Here is a 16,157-nt window from a genome sequence, read left to right as displayed (position 1 = left end):
GAGGCAGGTTCAGCGCGTGCCGTCGCTATGACGGGCGACGCGCGTGCGGTAGCGGTAACTGGACACGTATTTCATGAGGCAATATTCGATAGGCTGGCGGCGGTCGGACAAAGTGATCCGTTCGCAGATGAGCAGAGGTGCCGCCACCGGTACATCCAGCCATTGCGCGTCGTCGGCATCGGCCGCACCGGCACACAGATTTTCCACGGCCTCGGCCGGGTCGAAACCGTACTGTGCCGTCAGCAGCTTGTAGAGCGAACCGCTGCGCTCGATCTGGCTGCGGGTCAGGCGCGATCCGCGCGGCAGGACCAGATGGGCATCGTGCACCCCGACCGGAACGTCGTCGATCAGGCGCACGCGCCGCACCCGTACCAGCGGCGTACCGGACTCGATATTGAGCAAGGTGGCGATGGCCATGCTGGCACCGATGTTCTCGATGCTGATGATGCGCTGTCCAGGTACGCCGCCCCGATTGCCGGTATCTTGCGAGAAGCTGTCGATGAAGCGCGTGGTGCCACGCACGATGGCCGGCGAGACAAAGGTGCCGCGTCCATGATCGCTGTAGATGATGCCGCGCTCTTCCATGTAGCGCAGTGCCTTGCGCACCGTATCGCGACTGACTTCATAGTGCTCTGCCAGCTCGCGCTCGGGCGGTAGCGCCTGATTGTCGGTGAGCAGGCCGCGATCGATCGTGTCGCGGATGATATCGGCCAGCCAGCGGTAGCGCGGCAGCTGGGTTTCGCTTGGAGTGAGGTCTTTTTTCATGACGGCAATCTTACATTGGTACGTACCAGTTGTAAATCACTGAACCCGGACCGAAACCGTCGCACCGGGCAGGTGCGAAGTGGTGAAGTGGCGAAGTGAGTCTCCGGCGCGTACCAGCCCGCTCCGCTTAGCTCAGCCTGCCGCCAGCACCGGATGGCGGGCGCTGCGGGCCGCCTCGCCGGCGTCGCGCAGGCCGCGGCTGTCGTCCTCGGCAGCATCATGTTCCAGACCGGAACTGCGCAGCAACAGTTCCTTGAGCAGGTCATTGAGGTTGTCGGCGCATTCACGCAAATAGTTGTAAAACAGCAGACCGAACAACGCAATTGAAATGCCCAGCGCGGTGGCATACAGTGCCGTGCCGATGCCCTTGGAAACGCCCGAGGGGTCGGAAATGCCCGAGGAGGCCAGGACCGCGAAGGTATCGATGATGCCCAGGATGGTGCCGACCAGGCCCAGCAACGGTGCGGCCGTGACGATGGTATCGAGGACCCAGAGGCGCGCATTGACCCGTTTCTTGCCGGCGATGTAGATGGCCTCGCCGAGGTCTTCCTGCTGGGAATGTGTCAGCCCTCTGCCCTGTGTCTGCAGCGCCTCGCGCACCAGTTGCACGGGCACCGTCTGGCGTTCCAGCAGCGCGGGATCGATGAGCGACGAGCCACCCTCCCCGGCACTCATCGTGCGCAGCAAGCGTGCTGCGTCGCGGGCGCTGAAGAGGAAGAACAGCTGCCGTTCCACGATCATGAAAACCGCCAGTGCAGCGGCCGCATACATGGCATAGAAAGTCAGTTCATGGAATAGCTGGATGGCATTCATAAAAGCTCCTTGGGGTAGAGGCACTGCCGGTTTCAGGAAGGCAGTGCGGTCGGTCAGGCCAGTCGGATCAGAAATCGCTGCTCAGCGATACCTGGAAGGTGCGCGGTGCGCCGACGTAGAACAGCGGTGCCGAAGCCGCCGCGATGGCGGCACCATTGGTGCCGGTGGTGGCGTTGGCATTGGTGGTGAAGGACGAACCGCTGGGACCGGTCATGCTCAGGTATTTCCTGTCGAACAGGTTGAGCAGCTGGAAACGGATCGTCGGCGTCTGCAGGAACAGGGTCTTGTTGAAGCGATAGCCTGCGCCGAGATCGAAGAGCGTATAACCGCCGATGCTGTCGTCGTTGACCAGCGTGGTGTAGCGCTGGCCGACGTAGCGCCCTTGCGCACTGGCGTAGAAGGGACCGGTGGTGTACTGCAGCGACAGGGAGGCCAGCCATTGCGGGGTGTCGGGCATCTGCTTGCCTGCGGTCTGCAAGGTGGTGGCGGTGCCGTTGGCGGCCCGTACGGCCACCTTGTCATCGAGCATGCTGGAGTCGGCATGGGTCAGCGAGCCATACATGTTCCAGTTGTCATTCATCTTGTACCCCGCTTCCAGCTCCAGGCCATAGGTGCGCGAGGCACCCACGTTGAACTGGGTGCTCAGGGCCGAGACCGGATCATACTGGCTGGCGATGCGGTCCTTGAAGTCGATGTAGAACACCGAGCCGGAGAGTGTCAGGCGGTTGCCTGCATAGCGGTAGCCGAGGTCGATGTTGTTGGATTTTTCCGGACTGACCTTGGGCGAGCCGATGCGCAGCGGCACGATGTTGCCCTGGCTGTCACGTGCGATCAGCGCGCCATTGACGATGGAGGTGGTGTAGTTGCTGGCGGCCGCGGTCTGTACCAAGCCGGTATTGGCGGTGTTCTCCGGTGCGCGGGCATTCTGCCCCAGATTCAGGAAGACCGACTGGGTTTCGGTGAGCTGATAGCGCAGGCCGACATTGCCCAGCGTATTGCTGAATGTCTGCTTCACTTCGTAGTCCGCCCCGCCGCTGTTGGCGGTCAGGCCGCTGGCAAAGTTGAGGTAGTCGCGCTTGACCTCCTGGCGCTTCAGGCCCAACTGGATGTTGAGGCGATCATTGACCAGCGAGAAACTGTCCTGCAGGAACACCGTGTGCGCATCCACCCGGGTGTACCAGTTGCGACCGGCATTGTAGGGCGCCCCATCGGCGTACTTCAGGTACTGGGCACTGTTGGTCAGCCAGTAATCCGAGGTATTGCCATTGCTGTCGATGGAGACGAAGGGACTGTATTGCTGCGAGATCCCGCGATCCAGCCACAATCCGCCCGAGAGGTTGTGGCTGCCCAGTTGATAGTTGGCCTTGGTGGTGACACCGAAGCGATTGGTCTGGCTGATATTGCTGCCGTAGCCCAGGATCGTATCGAGCGTGTCGCCGTCGCCATTGAGGTCGCCGATGCCACCGTGCAGCAGGTTGCTGCCGCGCGCCTCCGAGACGCTGGTGAGCTGGTTGCCGCCGGTGCCGTAGCCGTAGATGTAGTACGGATTGACATCCACGCTGGCCTGCGGCGAGAGCTGCCAGTGGTTCACCATCGATACCTGATAGTTTTCGAAGGGATTGTTGTTGAAGCCCTGGTAGTTGCCGAGGATGGCGGCATTGGCCGTGGCCTCATTCTGGGCCGTACCACTTCCGGGTGTCAGGTGGCTCGGCGGTGTCGTGCCGAAATCATAGCCATAGCCGAAGCGCGCCAGATCGGCCTTGCTGACGGTGCGATAGTTGGCATTGTCCATCTTGTTCCACAGGAAGGCCAGTTTGGAGTAGCTGCCTGAGCCGAAATCGAAGACCGCCTTGGCGTCCACGTGCTCGCGCTTGGCGCTGCCGCTGCCCTTGAACTTGTCAGCACCGGCCTGCGACATGGAAATGAAGAACTTGGCCCGGTCATTGGCAAACTTGCCGGAATCGAAGCGCACGAATTCCTTGTTGTAACGATTGGAGCCGAAGGCGAGATTGAACTTGCCACCCAGCGTGTCCCGCGGGTCACAGGTACTGATGCCGACGTTACCGCCACTGGCACCGACGTGCGGTGCCTCCATGTCACCGCTGCCCTGGTTGAGGAAGACATCACAGGTGTTCTCGGGATCGGCGAACTCCTGGATGTTGATCGAATAGTTCAGCGAGTCGTTCAGCGGTGCGCCATCCAGCGTCAAGCCCATCTGATTGGCGTTGTAGCCGCGTACCCGCAGCGTGCCGCCGAACAGGCCAGTGCCGTCCTGGTCGAACGCCGATACCCCCGGCAGGCTCTGGATGATCTGGAAGGCCGTCGAAGAGGCTCCCATTTTGCTGATGGCCTCGCGACTGACCGAGCTGCGCGCCTTGGGCGTGTCGTCGGCCTGGATCATGCCGCCGCCCGGTGCCTCGGCCGCACCGGTGACGGTGATCTGACCCAGATTGCTGGTCTCCTGCGCCCATGCCGGCACCAGTTCGGTCAGGAACAGGCCCGACACCAGCAGGGCCAGCTTGTTGAATTTGAACTTCATCGTTGCGACTCCCATAGAGTGGTTCGGTTGTGCCTCGCGCGCCTTGCCGACGCTGATGGCCATTGCGTTTCTCATGCATCGCCCATACGATGCCGACTGCTCGGAAAAGCTTTACTGGCGTGGGCCACGGGTGGTCCGTATCAGTCCGTTGCCGGTTTGAATTCGAGATCGACTACGAAGCGGTGCGTGGATTGTCCAGGCTGGAACTGTTCGGGAAACGCGGGGAACCGCCCCATCCCCACACTGCGCCGCGCGGCCTGGTCAAGCAGCATCGAATTGGAACTCTGCTCGATACCGGCGTCGACCACCGAACCATCGCGATTGAGGATGAACCACACCTTGACCGTTCCTTCCGGTCGCTGCAGGCTGGCTTCACGCCCGGTCGGATAGCGCTTCACGGCATTGAGATAGGCGCGCACCCGGGCGATGAATTCGGCCTCCACATTCGGCTTGGGTGCAGGCGGTGCCGGTGGCGTCGGCGGCGCCACCGCTGCCGGCGCAGGCGCTGCGGGCGCTGGCGGGGTGGGCGCTGCCACCGGCGCGGGCACCCTTACCGCCGGCGTGGTCGTCGGCTTGGGCAGCTCGGGTTTTGGCACCGGCGGTGTCGGCCTGGGCGGCGGCAGGCTGCGCGGGGCCGGCTCGGACGGCGGTGTCTTGGGCGGCTGCGGTGGCTGCGGTGGAGGGGGCAGGCTGACAGGATCGATGACCTCCAATTTCACTGGCTCGTCGTACTTCGGCTTGAGCGGCTTGACCACCTGTATCCCGGCCGTCACGAGCAGCAGGATCAGCCCGGTTGCCGGCAAGGCGGCTACCCAGTCGCGATGGCGATAAATGAGCTGCATGGCCATCACTTGCGCTTGGACACGAAGGACAGCGCATCAAAGCCGTTGCCCTTGAGGACATCCATGAGGTCGATCACGCGCTGGAACTCGATCTTCTGATCGGCATTGACGATGAGCACCAGCTTCTTGCCGGGCTCCTTCTGCTGCAATTGCTTCAGGCCCGGCACCAGCGCCTCCAGCTTGACCGGCTTGCCTTCGAGCTCCAGCTCCCCGCCTGCTCCCAGGGCGATGCGTGCGATGTGCTGGGTCTGCAGGTCGCTGGCCGAGGAGGAGCTGGGCAAGGAAGTCTTGATGCCCAACGCCGGAATGACGTTCAGGCTCAGCAGCACGAAGAAGACCAGCAAGAACATCATCACGTCGATCATCGGAATGATCTCGATACGCGCCCTGCGCTTTTCCGTTTCGCCCCAGCTTCTCATCGCTTCAACTCCTTGGTCGGTGTCGCGCATGGGAAAAAGTTCGCACGCGCCCTGAAAGTGAGGCGATTATGAAATTTCAGAACTCGGCTGTCAATAAGTGGTACGTACCAACTTAATATCTTTTTGATTTTCTTGTTTTTAATATTGCGGTAACAAAAATGCGGTATTGGGGACGTTTACTTCGCTTGTCGTTACGGGGATATTTCTACTTATGCACCGTTAAAGTGCTATATAAGGCCAATTTAGGGCGGTCAACGCAAAACTGCCTGCCCCGCATCCCTGCCGTCGGGGAATTGCAAGGCGCGCCCAAAAGGAACCTTTTTGCACCAGTGGTACGGTCCAATTAGTGGTTAACTGCGCTATGAGAATATGACATTTCGATGACGTTGGAACGATGTGACGGTTCGTGCCACCCAGCAGCAGACCCAAGGTCATTGCCGCGTCGCGCGACGCCGGCAGGACCTCCTTCAGCCCTCTTCTCTTGCACCAACATGGCCCATATTTCTTCTTCACGCCCAGCGTTCGGCGACATCGCCGAGCCGAGCGGGGCGTCATCTGCAACATCAACGACCGTCGCTCACACTGAGGCGGCGTCGCCTCCGCAATCGGCGGATTCCGTTCGTCTGCCATCCGGTCGCAGCCTGGAACGCCGACCGGTACAGCTGCAAGGACGCATCGAGCAGCAGCAAATACCGGTTCTGCACCCGCATATTGACGCCCCGGCCGACGTCCATATCGAGATCGCGCCCGATGCCACGTTGCTGTCGGCGCTGCGCACACCAGTAGCGGCCCCCTCGCCTGCGCTGGCACAGCTGCACCAAGACATGCGGCAGAGCGGCGTAAGCCGTGCCGAATTCGACGAGATCGTCGTGGCCCTCAATGGGCGGCACGTGGAATCGGCCTCGGCCGGGATCAGGCTGGCCTCGCTCAATGATCATGTCGGCATCGCCAGTTTTCCGTTCGCCTTCCGTACCAGCACGGTCGCCACGCACCTGCTGGTGGTCAAGGACAGCGTGCCGGGGCCGCAGGGCCCGGACGAGCTTTACTTCATCAAGGGTTACGCCAACCGGCTGGTCAGCGCGCGCGCGCTGCTGGGGTTTGACGCACGGCGCGAGGAACTCATGGCGGCAGAACGCAGCGGCACGGGCGGTCCGCAAGTGACCATGGAAACCTACTTCTGTACCTATTTGCTGGAGTGTTCGCGGCGCTCGGTCCTGTTCGCGCGCCGCAGCGTGGACGAGAGCAATACCGTAGTCATGCCGGTGCCGCCCAATGCCACCCAGTTCCCCCGCCAGTTTTCATGGGCCAACGCCGAGAACTACATGGCCGAGGGATTTGGCGATCCGCCACCATCGAGCCGCGCCGACGGCCGGAGCAGTGATTTCCGCTTGGGCTACTGCGATCTCAATGGTCCGGAGAACCGGGCCATCATCTTCCTCACCGACCAGAAGTACCACGATACCCCGCGTCCGATCCAGAGCCGCTCCTATGGCGAGTATCCGGCCAGTCTGAACATCAGCGGCGGCGCCATCGCCCAGGTGACCGGCTTCGATGAACGCGGGGTGGAGATCATCGCGCCCAGCAATGCGCCGGGCGTGAAGAATGCGACCATGCGCCAGCTCATCGAATCCTTCATGGACGAGCGGCCACGTAACCGCACCCTCATCGTACGCACAGAAGACCAGTACAGACACCGCTTCGAATACACGCAGCAGGGCCTGCAAATGACCCTGCTCGATCCGCATGGCGATGCGGTCAAGGCGCTATCGCCCTTGCCAGGTGCGGATGTCTCGACCTATGGGTGGCGCGGCGACAATACCGGCCCCTATGGCAGCATTGCCGGCTTTGCCGATCCCCGGATCATCGTTTCCACCGGCGAGGAAATCCCCGCCGCCCCCTTCCTCAAGGATCGCCATTCGCTCAAGGGCATTGCCACGGCGGCCTCGCATGTGCTGACCGACATCATCCTCAACGACCTCAATCCCATGGTCGCGGGCACTACCGCCAATGGCATCATCCGCACCAGCCTGCGCGCACTGATCACCGGGACCACGGTCTATGGCATGACGGCGCTGATGAACAGCCTGCGCGACGAAAAGACGCACACCTTGTTTTCCGGTGCCCGCGCCTTCACCGGTTCGGGCGCGGGTGTCGTCGACGAGAAGACCATTGCCAGCGCCATCGCAGTGACCGTGCTGGCACAGGATGTGGTGACTGTGGCCTACCGTTTTGCGTACAAGAATTTCGTCAAGGACACGGCCAAGAGCCGGGAAAACATTCCGGGGCAGATTTTCAATGAAGCGCTGCTGCCTTTCCTGGGCGAGCTGGGGCGGCTGCTGCTCAATTACGGCATCCAGTCCCGCATGGGACTGCCGCGCGGCAATCAGAACGATATCTACAGCCTCTTCGGCGTGGCCACGGTGCTCACCGGCATCGAATTCCTGCGCGGCCGCTCGGGCGACCCGCAAAACCATCTGTTGCTCAGCGCAACCTACAAGGCCATGGACTTTTTCGCGGCTGACCTGGTGTTCCGTTCGCTGGGCGCGGTCTACGGTGCCCCGCCGCCTGCGGCCAGCGCCAGCGGTGCTGCCGCCGGGCACGGCGACATGGGCCGCAATTATCTGGAAGCGTTCGTCACGCGTCTCGGTGTACGTGGCGTTGACAAGGCCTTGCTGCCGATACTCTCTATCGTGTTTGCCGGTGCCGGTCTGGCCGGCCGTTCCGCGCGCGCCGGCGAAGACCAGCTGGCGCGGGAGAACAGTCCCAACAATCTGCTGGCACGGGTGCGCGATCTGCTCAACGTCTTTTCGCTGGAAACCGAGCGCATGCTTGAGCAAGGACGTGATCGTCTGGAAGATGTGGAAGCCTTTCGACGAACCTCGGTCATGCTCAAGGATGGCGTGGAGAAAATGCGGCGGGCGATCAACCATCTCAACCTGGAGGCACCACGCACGGCACGCACAGAGCTTGAACAGGTGCAGGCAGCGGCCCGTTTCCACGAGATGTCGCCGGCACGGCAACAGCAACATCTGGAGGATGTGCAGCGTTATTACGAAGAGATGATCGCCGCCTCCGACCTGCTCTCCGGGCGCGCGCACCCGCCCGATATCGAGCAGGCCGGTCCCTCGCAGCTCCCTGATCTGGAACTGGCTGCCTCCAACAGCATTGCCAGTTTGCCGGTGCGCATCCGCAAGGCCACGGAACAGTTGATGAAAAGTTTTCCGGCGACCTATGCGGTCAACTCGGCCATGGCCTATCCGACCGCAGTGTCGCCCGACTTCATCAGTGCACCGCTGCCGCACACAGCCAGCCCGTCGGCACCCTTCGCCCGCACCGAACGCATTCCGCGCGAACAGACCACCTTTACCGATGCCCAGGTACCTTACGTCAAGGAATTGCAGCAGACGCTGGGCAATGCACCGGGCATGCCGCAGACCGTGGATCACAGCAATCCGCTCTACCAGCGTCTGAGCGATCGCATGATCGAGGAAGGACGGGAAGCGATCCATGCCTATACGCTGGAGTCGCAGCTGTTCCACTACCTGCTGCGTTGGGCGCAGACCGGGCAGGCGCGCTATCTGCGGCTGGCGCCGGGCGTGTGGTTCAAGACGGCGGCCATGAACCAGCGTGGCAATCTCACCGGAGAGCGTGATCGCATGGTCACGCCTTTATCGGTCCTGATGGTCAATCTGATGTCCCTGCACGCCAAGACCGTCCCGCACAACGTCTACCGGGCCGTGGTGACCGATGCCTACTACGTGGAGCAGTCGCGCCAGGCGCAGGCGCGCGAACGCTATGGCGCGGATGCCGTCTTCATCGGCGAGGGGGCCCTGCTGGCCATGACCGAATTCATGTCGGTCACCAGCTCCGGGCACATGGCGGCGACCTTCCTGCAGGGATTGGGCTATGGCGCGGCCCCGCTGGATCGCAGCCAGAAGATGGTGATACAGCAGGAGACCGCCGTGACGGTCATCCCCTTGGCCGAGCACATGCAGGTGGAGAGCCTGCTCATGGCCGGTTCGGTCGCGGTGCTGGATCGCATCGATCATGATCCGCCAGCCGAGCGCCCGCAGCGCGGGGGGGCGGACGGCCCGGACGACGCAGAAGAATTCAATCTCGGTCAGGTGCTCTACATCCGCCAGCTCGACACCTTCCAGGCCGAGGTGCGCTATCACCGTTATCTGGAAGCGTTGGAACAGGCCCGGCAAGATGGTCAGCCGCTACAGCTGGAGCTGGAAGACGGTGCCATCTGCTGCCATCCGGAGACGGCGCAGATGTATCGCTACGATGCGCAACGCCAGGAGATGATCTTTACCGGCGGTACGCTCAACAATTTTCACGGCGCGCCGCTGGAGCCTCGCGAAGATGAACCGGCGCGCTGGCGCCATCCCTACCATTCGGCGCTCAGTCCGGCGCAGATCCGCGTGGGCATACTGGGCGCCATCCTTACCGGCCATCCGATCACGCCGTTTCTCAACGACGCCGTGCGCAACGTATCGCATGAGAAGTTCCGGGAAAAAGGGGGCTACTACGACGTCAATCATCCGAATCACCGCTACAAGCAGCGCGACGACGAGCGGCGCCAGGCCATGAAGGAGCGGGTGCGTGCCAATGTGTTGCCGGAGATTCTCGATTGGACACCCGCAACGCGCTTCCCCCTGCCCGCCCCCGGCCAGCCGTTCCTGCCCGGTCGGCCCTTCCCGGGCGAAATGCTGGCACGTACGCTGTCGACCGCCCTGCACCGTCCGCTGATGGTCATGGAAGTGGATGAGGCCGGCCAGCTGCTGCTGGAACAACAGGAAGTGCGCGACGACAACCACGCCCTGCGCCTGCAGAATGTGCTAGCGATACGACGGCATTTCCTCAAGACCCACGACCTGTTCGACCTCACCTATTCCCCCGAGGTCGCCCCGATGTTGGGCGTCGGGCCGCGCGGCTACTATCTGGTCACACTGCATGAGGCCAGCTATCGGGCAGTTCCGGTACGTATTGCCGGTGATGGCCTGCAGGCCGGCAATCTCATTCATGCTTTCCTGGCGGCCGCGTATCCCAACCCCGACCAGCGCCGCTATCAGGTACGTGATGGTACTCTGGTCAGTGCTACCGACACGACGCGCGGCTGGCGCAGACTGGTGCCGGGACGCCCCGACTACGTGGCCAATTCGGCCCGCGATGTACTCGCCTGTCTCAAGAATTTTGCGCGCAGCGACTACGATCCCATCGATCAGTGGCTCGACCGTACCCATGCCGAACTGCATGGTGAGCGAACGCAGCCAGCCGCGACGGCGCGCTGATCAGGCGGCGCATGAGATGGAACCGGCGCTGCCCGGATGCCACTTATCGATGCGGGAAAAGAACCGGGGCGTCGCCTGATGGGCGCCCTCCTTTCTTCCGCCTTTTAACGATGCCTCTTTCACGATCATGTCCCACTCCCCTTATTCCCGGCTCATCGCGCAGTTCTGCGGTCTGACCCTGTTCGAACAGCCTGAAACCCTGCTCAAGGGCCAGGCTTTTCAGGTAGAGGGAATCGATTTCTCCCTGATCCACAGCGAACAGATCAATCCGGCGCGCATGACCATCTGCTGCGATCTGGGTGAACTCGGCCAGACGCAGGCTCCGGATCTCTGCCAGAAACTGCTGAAGATGAACCTGTCGCTGCACACCACCGAGAAGCCGATCTTTGCACTCTCGCCGGACACCGGGCACCTGGTCCGTCTGCAAGCCGAGACGGTGGCCGAGTTGACCCCGGGATCGCTGCTGCAAAAGTTAAAAGTCCTCGCACACGAAGCGCGGCAATGGCGCATCGATCCGCTCCTGCTCAGCCAGGAGCGGCGCGCGCCACCGCCCAACAAGGGTGCATCCAGTTTTGCTTCACTCATGGTGCGCAACCGCTGAGGGCGGAGCCGCCCCATGACTTACCAAGGAATTCAATCATGCACAACGTCACAGAAACTTCCCGGACGGGCTTCGATGCTACTGCATCCACTTCCTCCGGCCGCGAAGTTGCTCCATCCACTTCTGCCGCCAGTCTCACGGCCGCTACCTTGTCCCTTCTGGAGAGCGGCCCCAGCCGCACCAATGGCAAACGCGATCTGCCCTTCATCAATACCACCCGGGTGGGCGAGTGGCCGGCGGTCCGTCCGCAATCCCTGGCCGCACCGATGCTCCACAATCTGGAACTGCTGCGCAATATGCCCAAGGGTGAACAGCGCCTGCAGGCACAGCGCGAGATCTATCAGCACTGGCATGTCATGAGCGAAGCCGAAAAGGTCGAGTTGCTCAAGCATGTCAGCGTGCAATACCTGAAGGGCGATATCAGCCCCAACCCTACCTTGGAGAACAAGGAGTTATGGCTGGCCAATCAGTATTACCATCTCGCCGCTGAAGGCGTCCCCGGTGGCATGCTCGGTCACCTCAAGAGTACCCTGCCGCCTGCGCGACTGGCTGCGCTGATCGCGGTACGCCGCCAGGGCCCGTCGGTCAGCGTGTTGCATTCGCTGCTCAGCGAGATGAGCTCGCCTCAGCGCAACAAGCTACTGATGCATCTGGATGAGGGCGAACGCAGTGCGATCACTGAAATCCTGGAGAAGAAGCCGGACATCAGCTTCATCGACACCGGTTACAGTTACAAGAAATACCTGAAGTTCAATGACGGCATCGCCGTCTTGCCGCCCGAGGCCATGAACAAGAAGGTGGCCATCGTGGGCAGTGGTGCAGCCGGCACCGTCGCCGCACGTGAGCTGCTCAAGATCGGCCTGACCCCCGTCATCATAGAAGCCGACAAGCGCATCGGTGGTCGCCTGGAATCCCGTCCCTATCATGACGGCGAGACAGAATCGAAAGCCTTCTCGGAAATGGGCGCCATGCGCTTTCCGCCCACCGGGGAAACCTGGTTCCACTATCTCAAGCAGTTCGGTGTGAAAACCGATCCGAATTTCCCCAATCCGGGAAAGATCGACACCAAGCTGTTCTATCGCAATCAAGTCATCGACTGGCCGGCAGGCAATGCCACGCCCTCGCACCCGGTGTTGCAGAAGGTGGGGCGCGACTTCACCGAATTTGCGACCGCGCTGATGATGCCGCTGGAAGAGGCCCGAGCTGTCCATGATACGGAAAAGATGGAGGCGATCTGGCAGGGCTATATCACCAAGTACAAGGACATGAGCTTCCAGGCCGCCGTGCTGGAGGGACTCAAGGAACAAAAAGGCTGGGGCAAGACGGAAATGGATGCCTTCGGTGCACTGGGGATCGGGACGGGCGGTTTCGGTCCTTTGTACCAGGTCAATTTCCTGGAGATTCTGCGCGTCATGCTCAACAAGCTGGAAGATCGCCAGAACCTGCTGCCCGACGGCACCAGCGCAGCGCTGCAGCAGTTCTATTCGGAACCGGTGACGCGTCCTGACGGCAGCAAGGTCAGTCTCGAGGACAGCGCCGACATTCGTCTGCAGACCAAGGTGACGAGTGTACAGATGGATAATGGTCGTCCGAGCCTGACCACCGTCCGCCAAAACGGAGACGCGGCCGAGGAGAGTACCGAAACTTTCGACGCCGTGATCGTCACGGCCACTCCGCCCGCCTTGCAACGCATGGGATTGACCGTGACCTCCGGAAAAGGCACGGATCCGCTTAGCGATACCGTCAAGAGTGCGCTGATGGATCTGCACATGATGGACTCTTCCAAGCTTTTCATCCGTACCCCGACCAAGTTCTGGCTGGATGAGCAAGGAAAGCCGCGCAAGGATATTCCGCAGAGCATCCAGACCGACCAGTCGCCCCACGGCATCTATTGCCTGGATTATCCGGGCGTGAAGGAAGGCGTGGTACTGGTCAGCTACACCTGGGGGGACAAATCCACCAAGCTCATGGCCATGACGCCCGAAGAACGGCTAAGCGAATTCAAGAAAGTGATCGAACAGGTCAGTCCCGAGTTCGCCCGCAACCTGGAGCCGGTCAATGACGAGATCCACGCCATCGACTGGCAGGGCACCCCCAACCAGTACGGGGCCTTCAAGCTCAATACACCCGGTCAGGAGGCCAGCCAGCAGGAGGCCTACTACCAGTACCTAAGCGTCAACGAGAACCATCCCGATACCGATACCGGGGTCTATATTGCGGGGGACTCGATCTCCCACACCGGGGGCTGGGTCGAAGGTGCGGTCACGACTGCGCTCAATGCGGCGGTGGCCACCGCCGTCCATCTGGGCGGCACCGTACCGGAAAATTCGCCACTTAGCCTGGACAAGAACAAGTACGACTACGGCGCTGCCTGATCGCCACGCTCGAGACCTTCAGTTCGACACTGCGTGAAGCAAATTCACGCAGTGTCCTGATCCTCGGTCACACCCCGGATTGCGGCTCACACGGCCAGATAAGCCTCGATGCGTTCGCGCGAAAATTGCGCCAGCGGAGCGCTGGCAACGAACTCCCCATGATCCATGATCAGCAGGTGATCGCAAACCGACAGCAGGAAGTCGATATTCTGTTCTGCCAGCAGAAAGGCCTTACCCCGTGCCTTGGCCTGTTGGATGACCTGTGCCATGAGCGCGATATTTTCAGGAGCCACTCCTTCGCTGGGCTCATCCAGCAAGCTCAAGGCCCCCTCTTCACTCATGATGCGGACAAAGGACAAGAGTTTCTTTTCCCCTCCACTCATCACCCCAGCCTTCTGTGGCAGCCGAGACTGCAGCCGCGGAAACAGTAGAAAGCTGTTGGCAAAAATCGCCAGGTCGCGGTCAGCCTGCCCCAGCGTCAGATTATCAGCCACCGAAAGCTCGTCAAAGACCACCCGTTCCTGCGGCGCATAGCTCATGCCCAGTGCCCGATAGGCATAGGCAGCCTGCCCTTCCAGCACCTGACCGGACCAGACCACGCTACCGGAAAAGGGGCGGATGATTCCGGCTAGGGCGCGCAAGAGCGTACTCTTGCCGACGCCATTGCGGCCGATCACACCCACCGCCTGCCCGGCGCTCACCGTAGCGCTCACGCGATGCAGAACTGGCGTGTCCGCATAACCGGCCACCAGATTGTCGAATGTCAGCAGCGGGACGGGTAGCGTCATTTTCTTCCTCCCAGATAGACCTTGCGTACCTCGGGTGATGCCTTGATCTGCGCCAGTGCGCCCTGTGCCAGCAACTGTCCTTGGTGCAGCACGAAGACATGGCCGCCGATGGCCTCCAGCGCACTCATGTCGTGCTCGATCAGCAGCGCGCTGGCACCGAGATGGTCGACGCTCCAGCGTACGACCTCCATGAGTTGCTGGGTTTCCGCCGGCGAGAGCCCGGCGCAGGGTTCATCGAGCAGCATCAGTCGCGGCTCCATGAGCGCCACCATGGCGAACTCGAGCATCTGGCGCGCTCCTTGCGATAGACTGCCCGCTGCCAGCTCCGGCCGCTGCTGCAGCAACGGCAGCCTTGACAGCAAGCGCTTGCCGAACGCCGAGTGCCATCCCAGTGGTGCGCTGCGCAGATAATCGCGTGGCGACAAACGATTGGCCCAGAGTGCAATGAGCAGGTTGTGTCTGACGCAGAGTCCAGGGAATACCGAGGGAATCTGGAACTTTCGTCCGATGCGCAATTGCGCCACTCGCCATGCGGGAGAGCGGGCGATCGAATGGCTGTTGAACCAGATTTCGCCCCGGTCGGCCGTCAGGCGTCCGCTCATGGCGTTGAACATGGAGGTCTTGCCTGCCCCGTTGGGACCGATCACGCAACAGATGCCGCGCGTTCGGCTCTCCAGCGTCAGCCCGTCAAGAATGCGTACCGCCCCGCGACGCACGTGCACATCCTGCAGTTGCAGATGAGGGACGGCATCGCGGCCGCTGGGCGCACCTGACGACAGCGCCGGTGCTTGCTGTTCCGTGAGCGAGGTGGACGGTCGCACCCAGCGCGCCGGCCAGCGCAGCCAAGGCGCCACCGCGCCTGAGAGTCCCTGCGGAAACCACAGCACCGCGGCGATGAAGATGAGCGCCATGAGCGCTTCCCAGAAGGGATAGCGATCCCGCAAGCTGGCCGAGACCAGACCGATGATCACCGTGGCCGCCAATGCCCCCACCGGACTGCGGCGACCACCGATGGCCGCCCAGATCACGAATTGCGTGGACATGCCGATGCCAATGGCACTGGGTGTCACAATGCCCTGGTGGGGAGCGTACAGCAGGCCGGCCAGTCCGGAGGCCGCCGCGCCGATGGCAAAGGCAATCGCCTTGAGCCTGCCGGTATCGAAACCGAAGAGTTGCAGACGCTCCTCGTTCTGCTCCAGGGCGCTCCACAAGATGCCGAGCGGTGAACGCAGCAGTCGGCAGAAAATCCAGGTACTGCCGATGGATACCACGGCGATGACGTAGTAGAGCGTGGCGTATCGATCGGTTCCGGGAAGATCGGGAATGTCGACCATGCCATTGAAGCCGCCCGTCAGGCCGCTGAAACGATTGGCCAGCAGGCTGGCCAGCATGGCCAGCGCCAGCGTGATGAGCGAGAAGAACGGGCCATTGTCCACCTTGCGCCCAAAGACTGCACGGGCCAGCAGATAGGCAATGGCCGCCGGCAACAGCAGGCACAGCGGCAGCAGCGCCAGCATCACGGGCTGCTGCATGGCGGCCCGCAACAGGGTTCCTGAGAGGTAGGCACCCAGCCCGAAGAACACGGCCTGCCCCAGACACAGGAAACCGACATTGCCCCAGCACAGCGCCACGCCTTGCGTGACGATGCCCAGCAACAGGTAGAGCGCGATTTGATAGGCATCGAAATCCCCCACCATGGCAGGCACCAGCAAGAGCGCAGC

At 61.9% G+C, this 16,157-nt stretch carries 10 protein-coding genes; 3 read left to right on the top strand and 7 right to left on the bottom strand.

Annotated features, from left to right (window positions below):
* Nucleotides 1–9 precede the first annotated feature (9 nt).
* The 5 genes from ACWFUC_RS17455 to ACWFUC_RS17435 form a co-directional block, all read right to left on the bottom strand.
* The gene (locus ACWFUC_RS17455; protein WP_489622777.1) at nt 10–765 is read right to left on the bottom strand and encodes a GntR family transcriptional regulator; all 756 of its coding nucleotides are present in this window, start codon (nt 763–765) and stop codon (nt 10–12) included.
* Nucleotides 766–897: 132 nt separating this feature from the next.
* On the bottom strand, nt 898–1,578 hold the full coding sequence (locus ACWFUC_RS17450; protein ID WP_489622776.1) for a MotA/TolQ/ExbB proton channel family protein: 681 nt from the start codon (nt 1,576–1,578) through the stop codon (nt 898–900).
* 67 nt (nt 1,579–1,645) lie between these two features.
* Complete coding sequence (locus ACWFUC_RS17445) at nt 1,646–4,117, bottom strand: TonB-dependent receptor (protein ID WP_489622775.1); 2,472 nt, start codon at nt 4,115–4,117, stop codon at nt 1,646–1,648.
* Nucleotides 4,118–4,257: 140 nt separating this feature from the next.
* Nucleotides 4,258–4,965: a TonB family protein gene (locus tag ACWFUC_RS17440; protein ID WP_489622774.1), complete on the bottom strand. Its 708-nt coding sequence runs from the start codon at nt 4,963–4,965 to the stop codon at nt 4,258–4,260.
* Entirely contained in the window at nt 4,965–5,378 is a 414-nt protein-coding gene (locus tag ACWFUC_RS17435; protein ID WP_310838616.1) for an ExbD/TolR family protein, read from the bottom strand. Before ACWFUC_RS17435 ends, ACWFUC_RS17440 begins: the two co-directional genes overlap by 1 nt.
* Before the next feature lie 491 nt (nt 5,379–5,869).
* On the opposite strand from ACWFUC_RS17435, the gene ACWFUC_RS17430 reads away from it, so the two are divergent.
* The 3 genes from ACWFUC_RS17430 (at nt 5,870) to ACWFUC_RS17420 (ending at nt 13,648) form a co-directional block, all read left to right on the top strand.
* Complete coding sequence (locus ACWFUC_RS17430; protein WP_489622773.1) at nt 5,870–10,672, top strand: hypothetical protein; 4,803 nt, start codon at nt 5,870–5,872, stop codon at nt 10,670–10,672.
* 127 nt (nt 10,673–10,799) lie between these two features.
* A complete protein-coding gene (locus tag ACWFUC_RS17425) occupies nt 10,800–11,273 on the top strand; it encodes a CesT family type III secretion system chaperone (protein ID WP_489622772.1) in 474 nt (157 codons plus the stop codon).
* 38 nt (nt 11,274–11,311) lie between these two features.
* Nucleotides 11,312–13,648 (top strand): flavin monoamine oxidase family protein, encoded by a 2,337-nt coding sequence (locus ACWFUC_RS17420; protein ID WP_489622771.1) that lies wholly within the window; start codon nt 11,312–11,314, stop codon nt 13,646–13,648.
* A gap of 86 nt (nt 13,649–13,734) precedes the next feature.
* On the opposite strand, the gene ACWFUC_RS17415 is transcribed toward ACWFUC_RS17420, so the two are convergent.
* Together ACWFUC_RS17415 and ACWFUC_RS17410 are read right to left on the bottom strand one after the other, a co-directional pair.
* Entirely contained in the window at nt 13,735–14,436 is a 702-nt protein-coding gene (locus tag ACWFUC_RS17415; protein ID WP_204725570.1) for an ABC transporter ATP-binding protein, read from the bottom strand.
* On the bottom strand, nt 14,433–16,133 hold the full coding sequence (locus ACWFUC_RS17410) for a branched-chain amino acid ABC transporter ATP-binding protein/permease (RefSeq protein ID WP_489637224.1): 1,701 nt from the start codon (nt 16,131–16,133) through the stop codon (nt 14,433–14,435). Before ACWFUC_RS17410 ends, ACWFUC_RS17415 begins: the two co-directional genes overlap by 4 nt.
* Between the last annotated feature and the right edge of the window lie 24 nt (nt 16,134–16,157).

The sequence above is a fragment of the Herbaspirillum sp. Her4 genome (genome assembly GCF_057961335.1).
This window is presented reverse-complemented; position numbering and strand designations above follow the sequence as displayed.

Coding starts and splice junctions, on each gene's coding strand:
- ACWFUC_RS17455 (WP_489622777.1), bottom strand. CDS start 765: ATGAAAAAAGACCTCACTCCAAGCGAAACCCAGCTGCCGCGCTACCGC.
- ACWFUC_RS17450 (WP_489622776.1), bottom strand. CDS start 1,578: ATGAATGCCATCCAGCTATTCCATGAACTGACTTTCTATGCCATGTAT.
- ACWFUC_RS17445 (WP_489622775.1), bottom strand. CDS start 4,117: ATGAAGTTCAAATTCAACAAGCTGGCCCTGCTGGTGTCGGGCCTGTTC.
- ACWFUC_RS17440 (WP_489622774.1), bottom strand. CDS start 4,965: ATGGCCATGCAGCTCATTTATCGCCATCGCGACTGGGTAGCCGCCTTG.
- ACWFUC_RS17435 (WP_310838616.1), bottom strand. CDS start 5,378: ATGAGAAGCTGGGGCGAAACGGAAAAGCGCAGGGCGCGTATCGAGATC.
- ACWFUC_RS17430 (WP_489622773.1), top strand. CDS start 5,870: ATGGCCCATATTTCTTCTTCACGCCCAGCGTTCGGCGACATCGCCGAG.
- ACWFUC_RS17425 (WP_489622772.1), top strand. CDS start 10,800: ATGTCCCACTCCCCTTATTCCCGGCTCATCGCGCAGTTCTGCGGTCTG.
- ACWFUC_RS17420 (WP_489622771.1), top strand. CDS start 11,312: ATGCACAACGTCACAGAAACTTCCCGGACGGGCTTCGATGCTACTGCA.
- ACWFUC_RS17415 (WP_204725570.1), bottom strand. CDS start 14,436: ATGACGCTACCCGTCCCGCTGCTGACATTCGACAATCTGGTGGCCGGT.
- ACWFUC_RS17410 (WP_489637224.1), bottom strand. CDS start 16,133: ATGGTGGGGGATTTCGATGCCTATCAAATCGCGCTCTACCTGTTGCTG.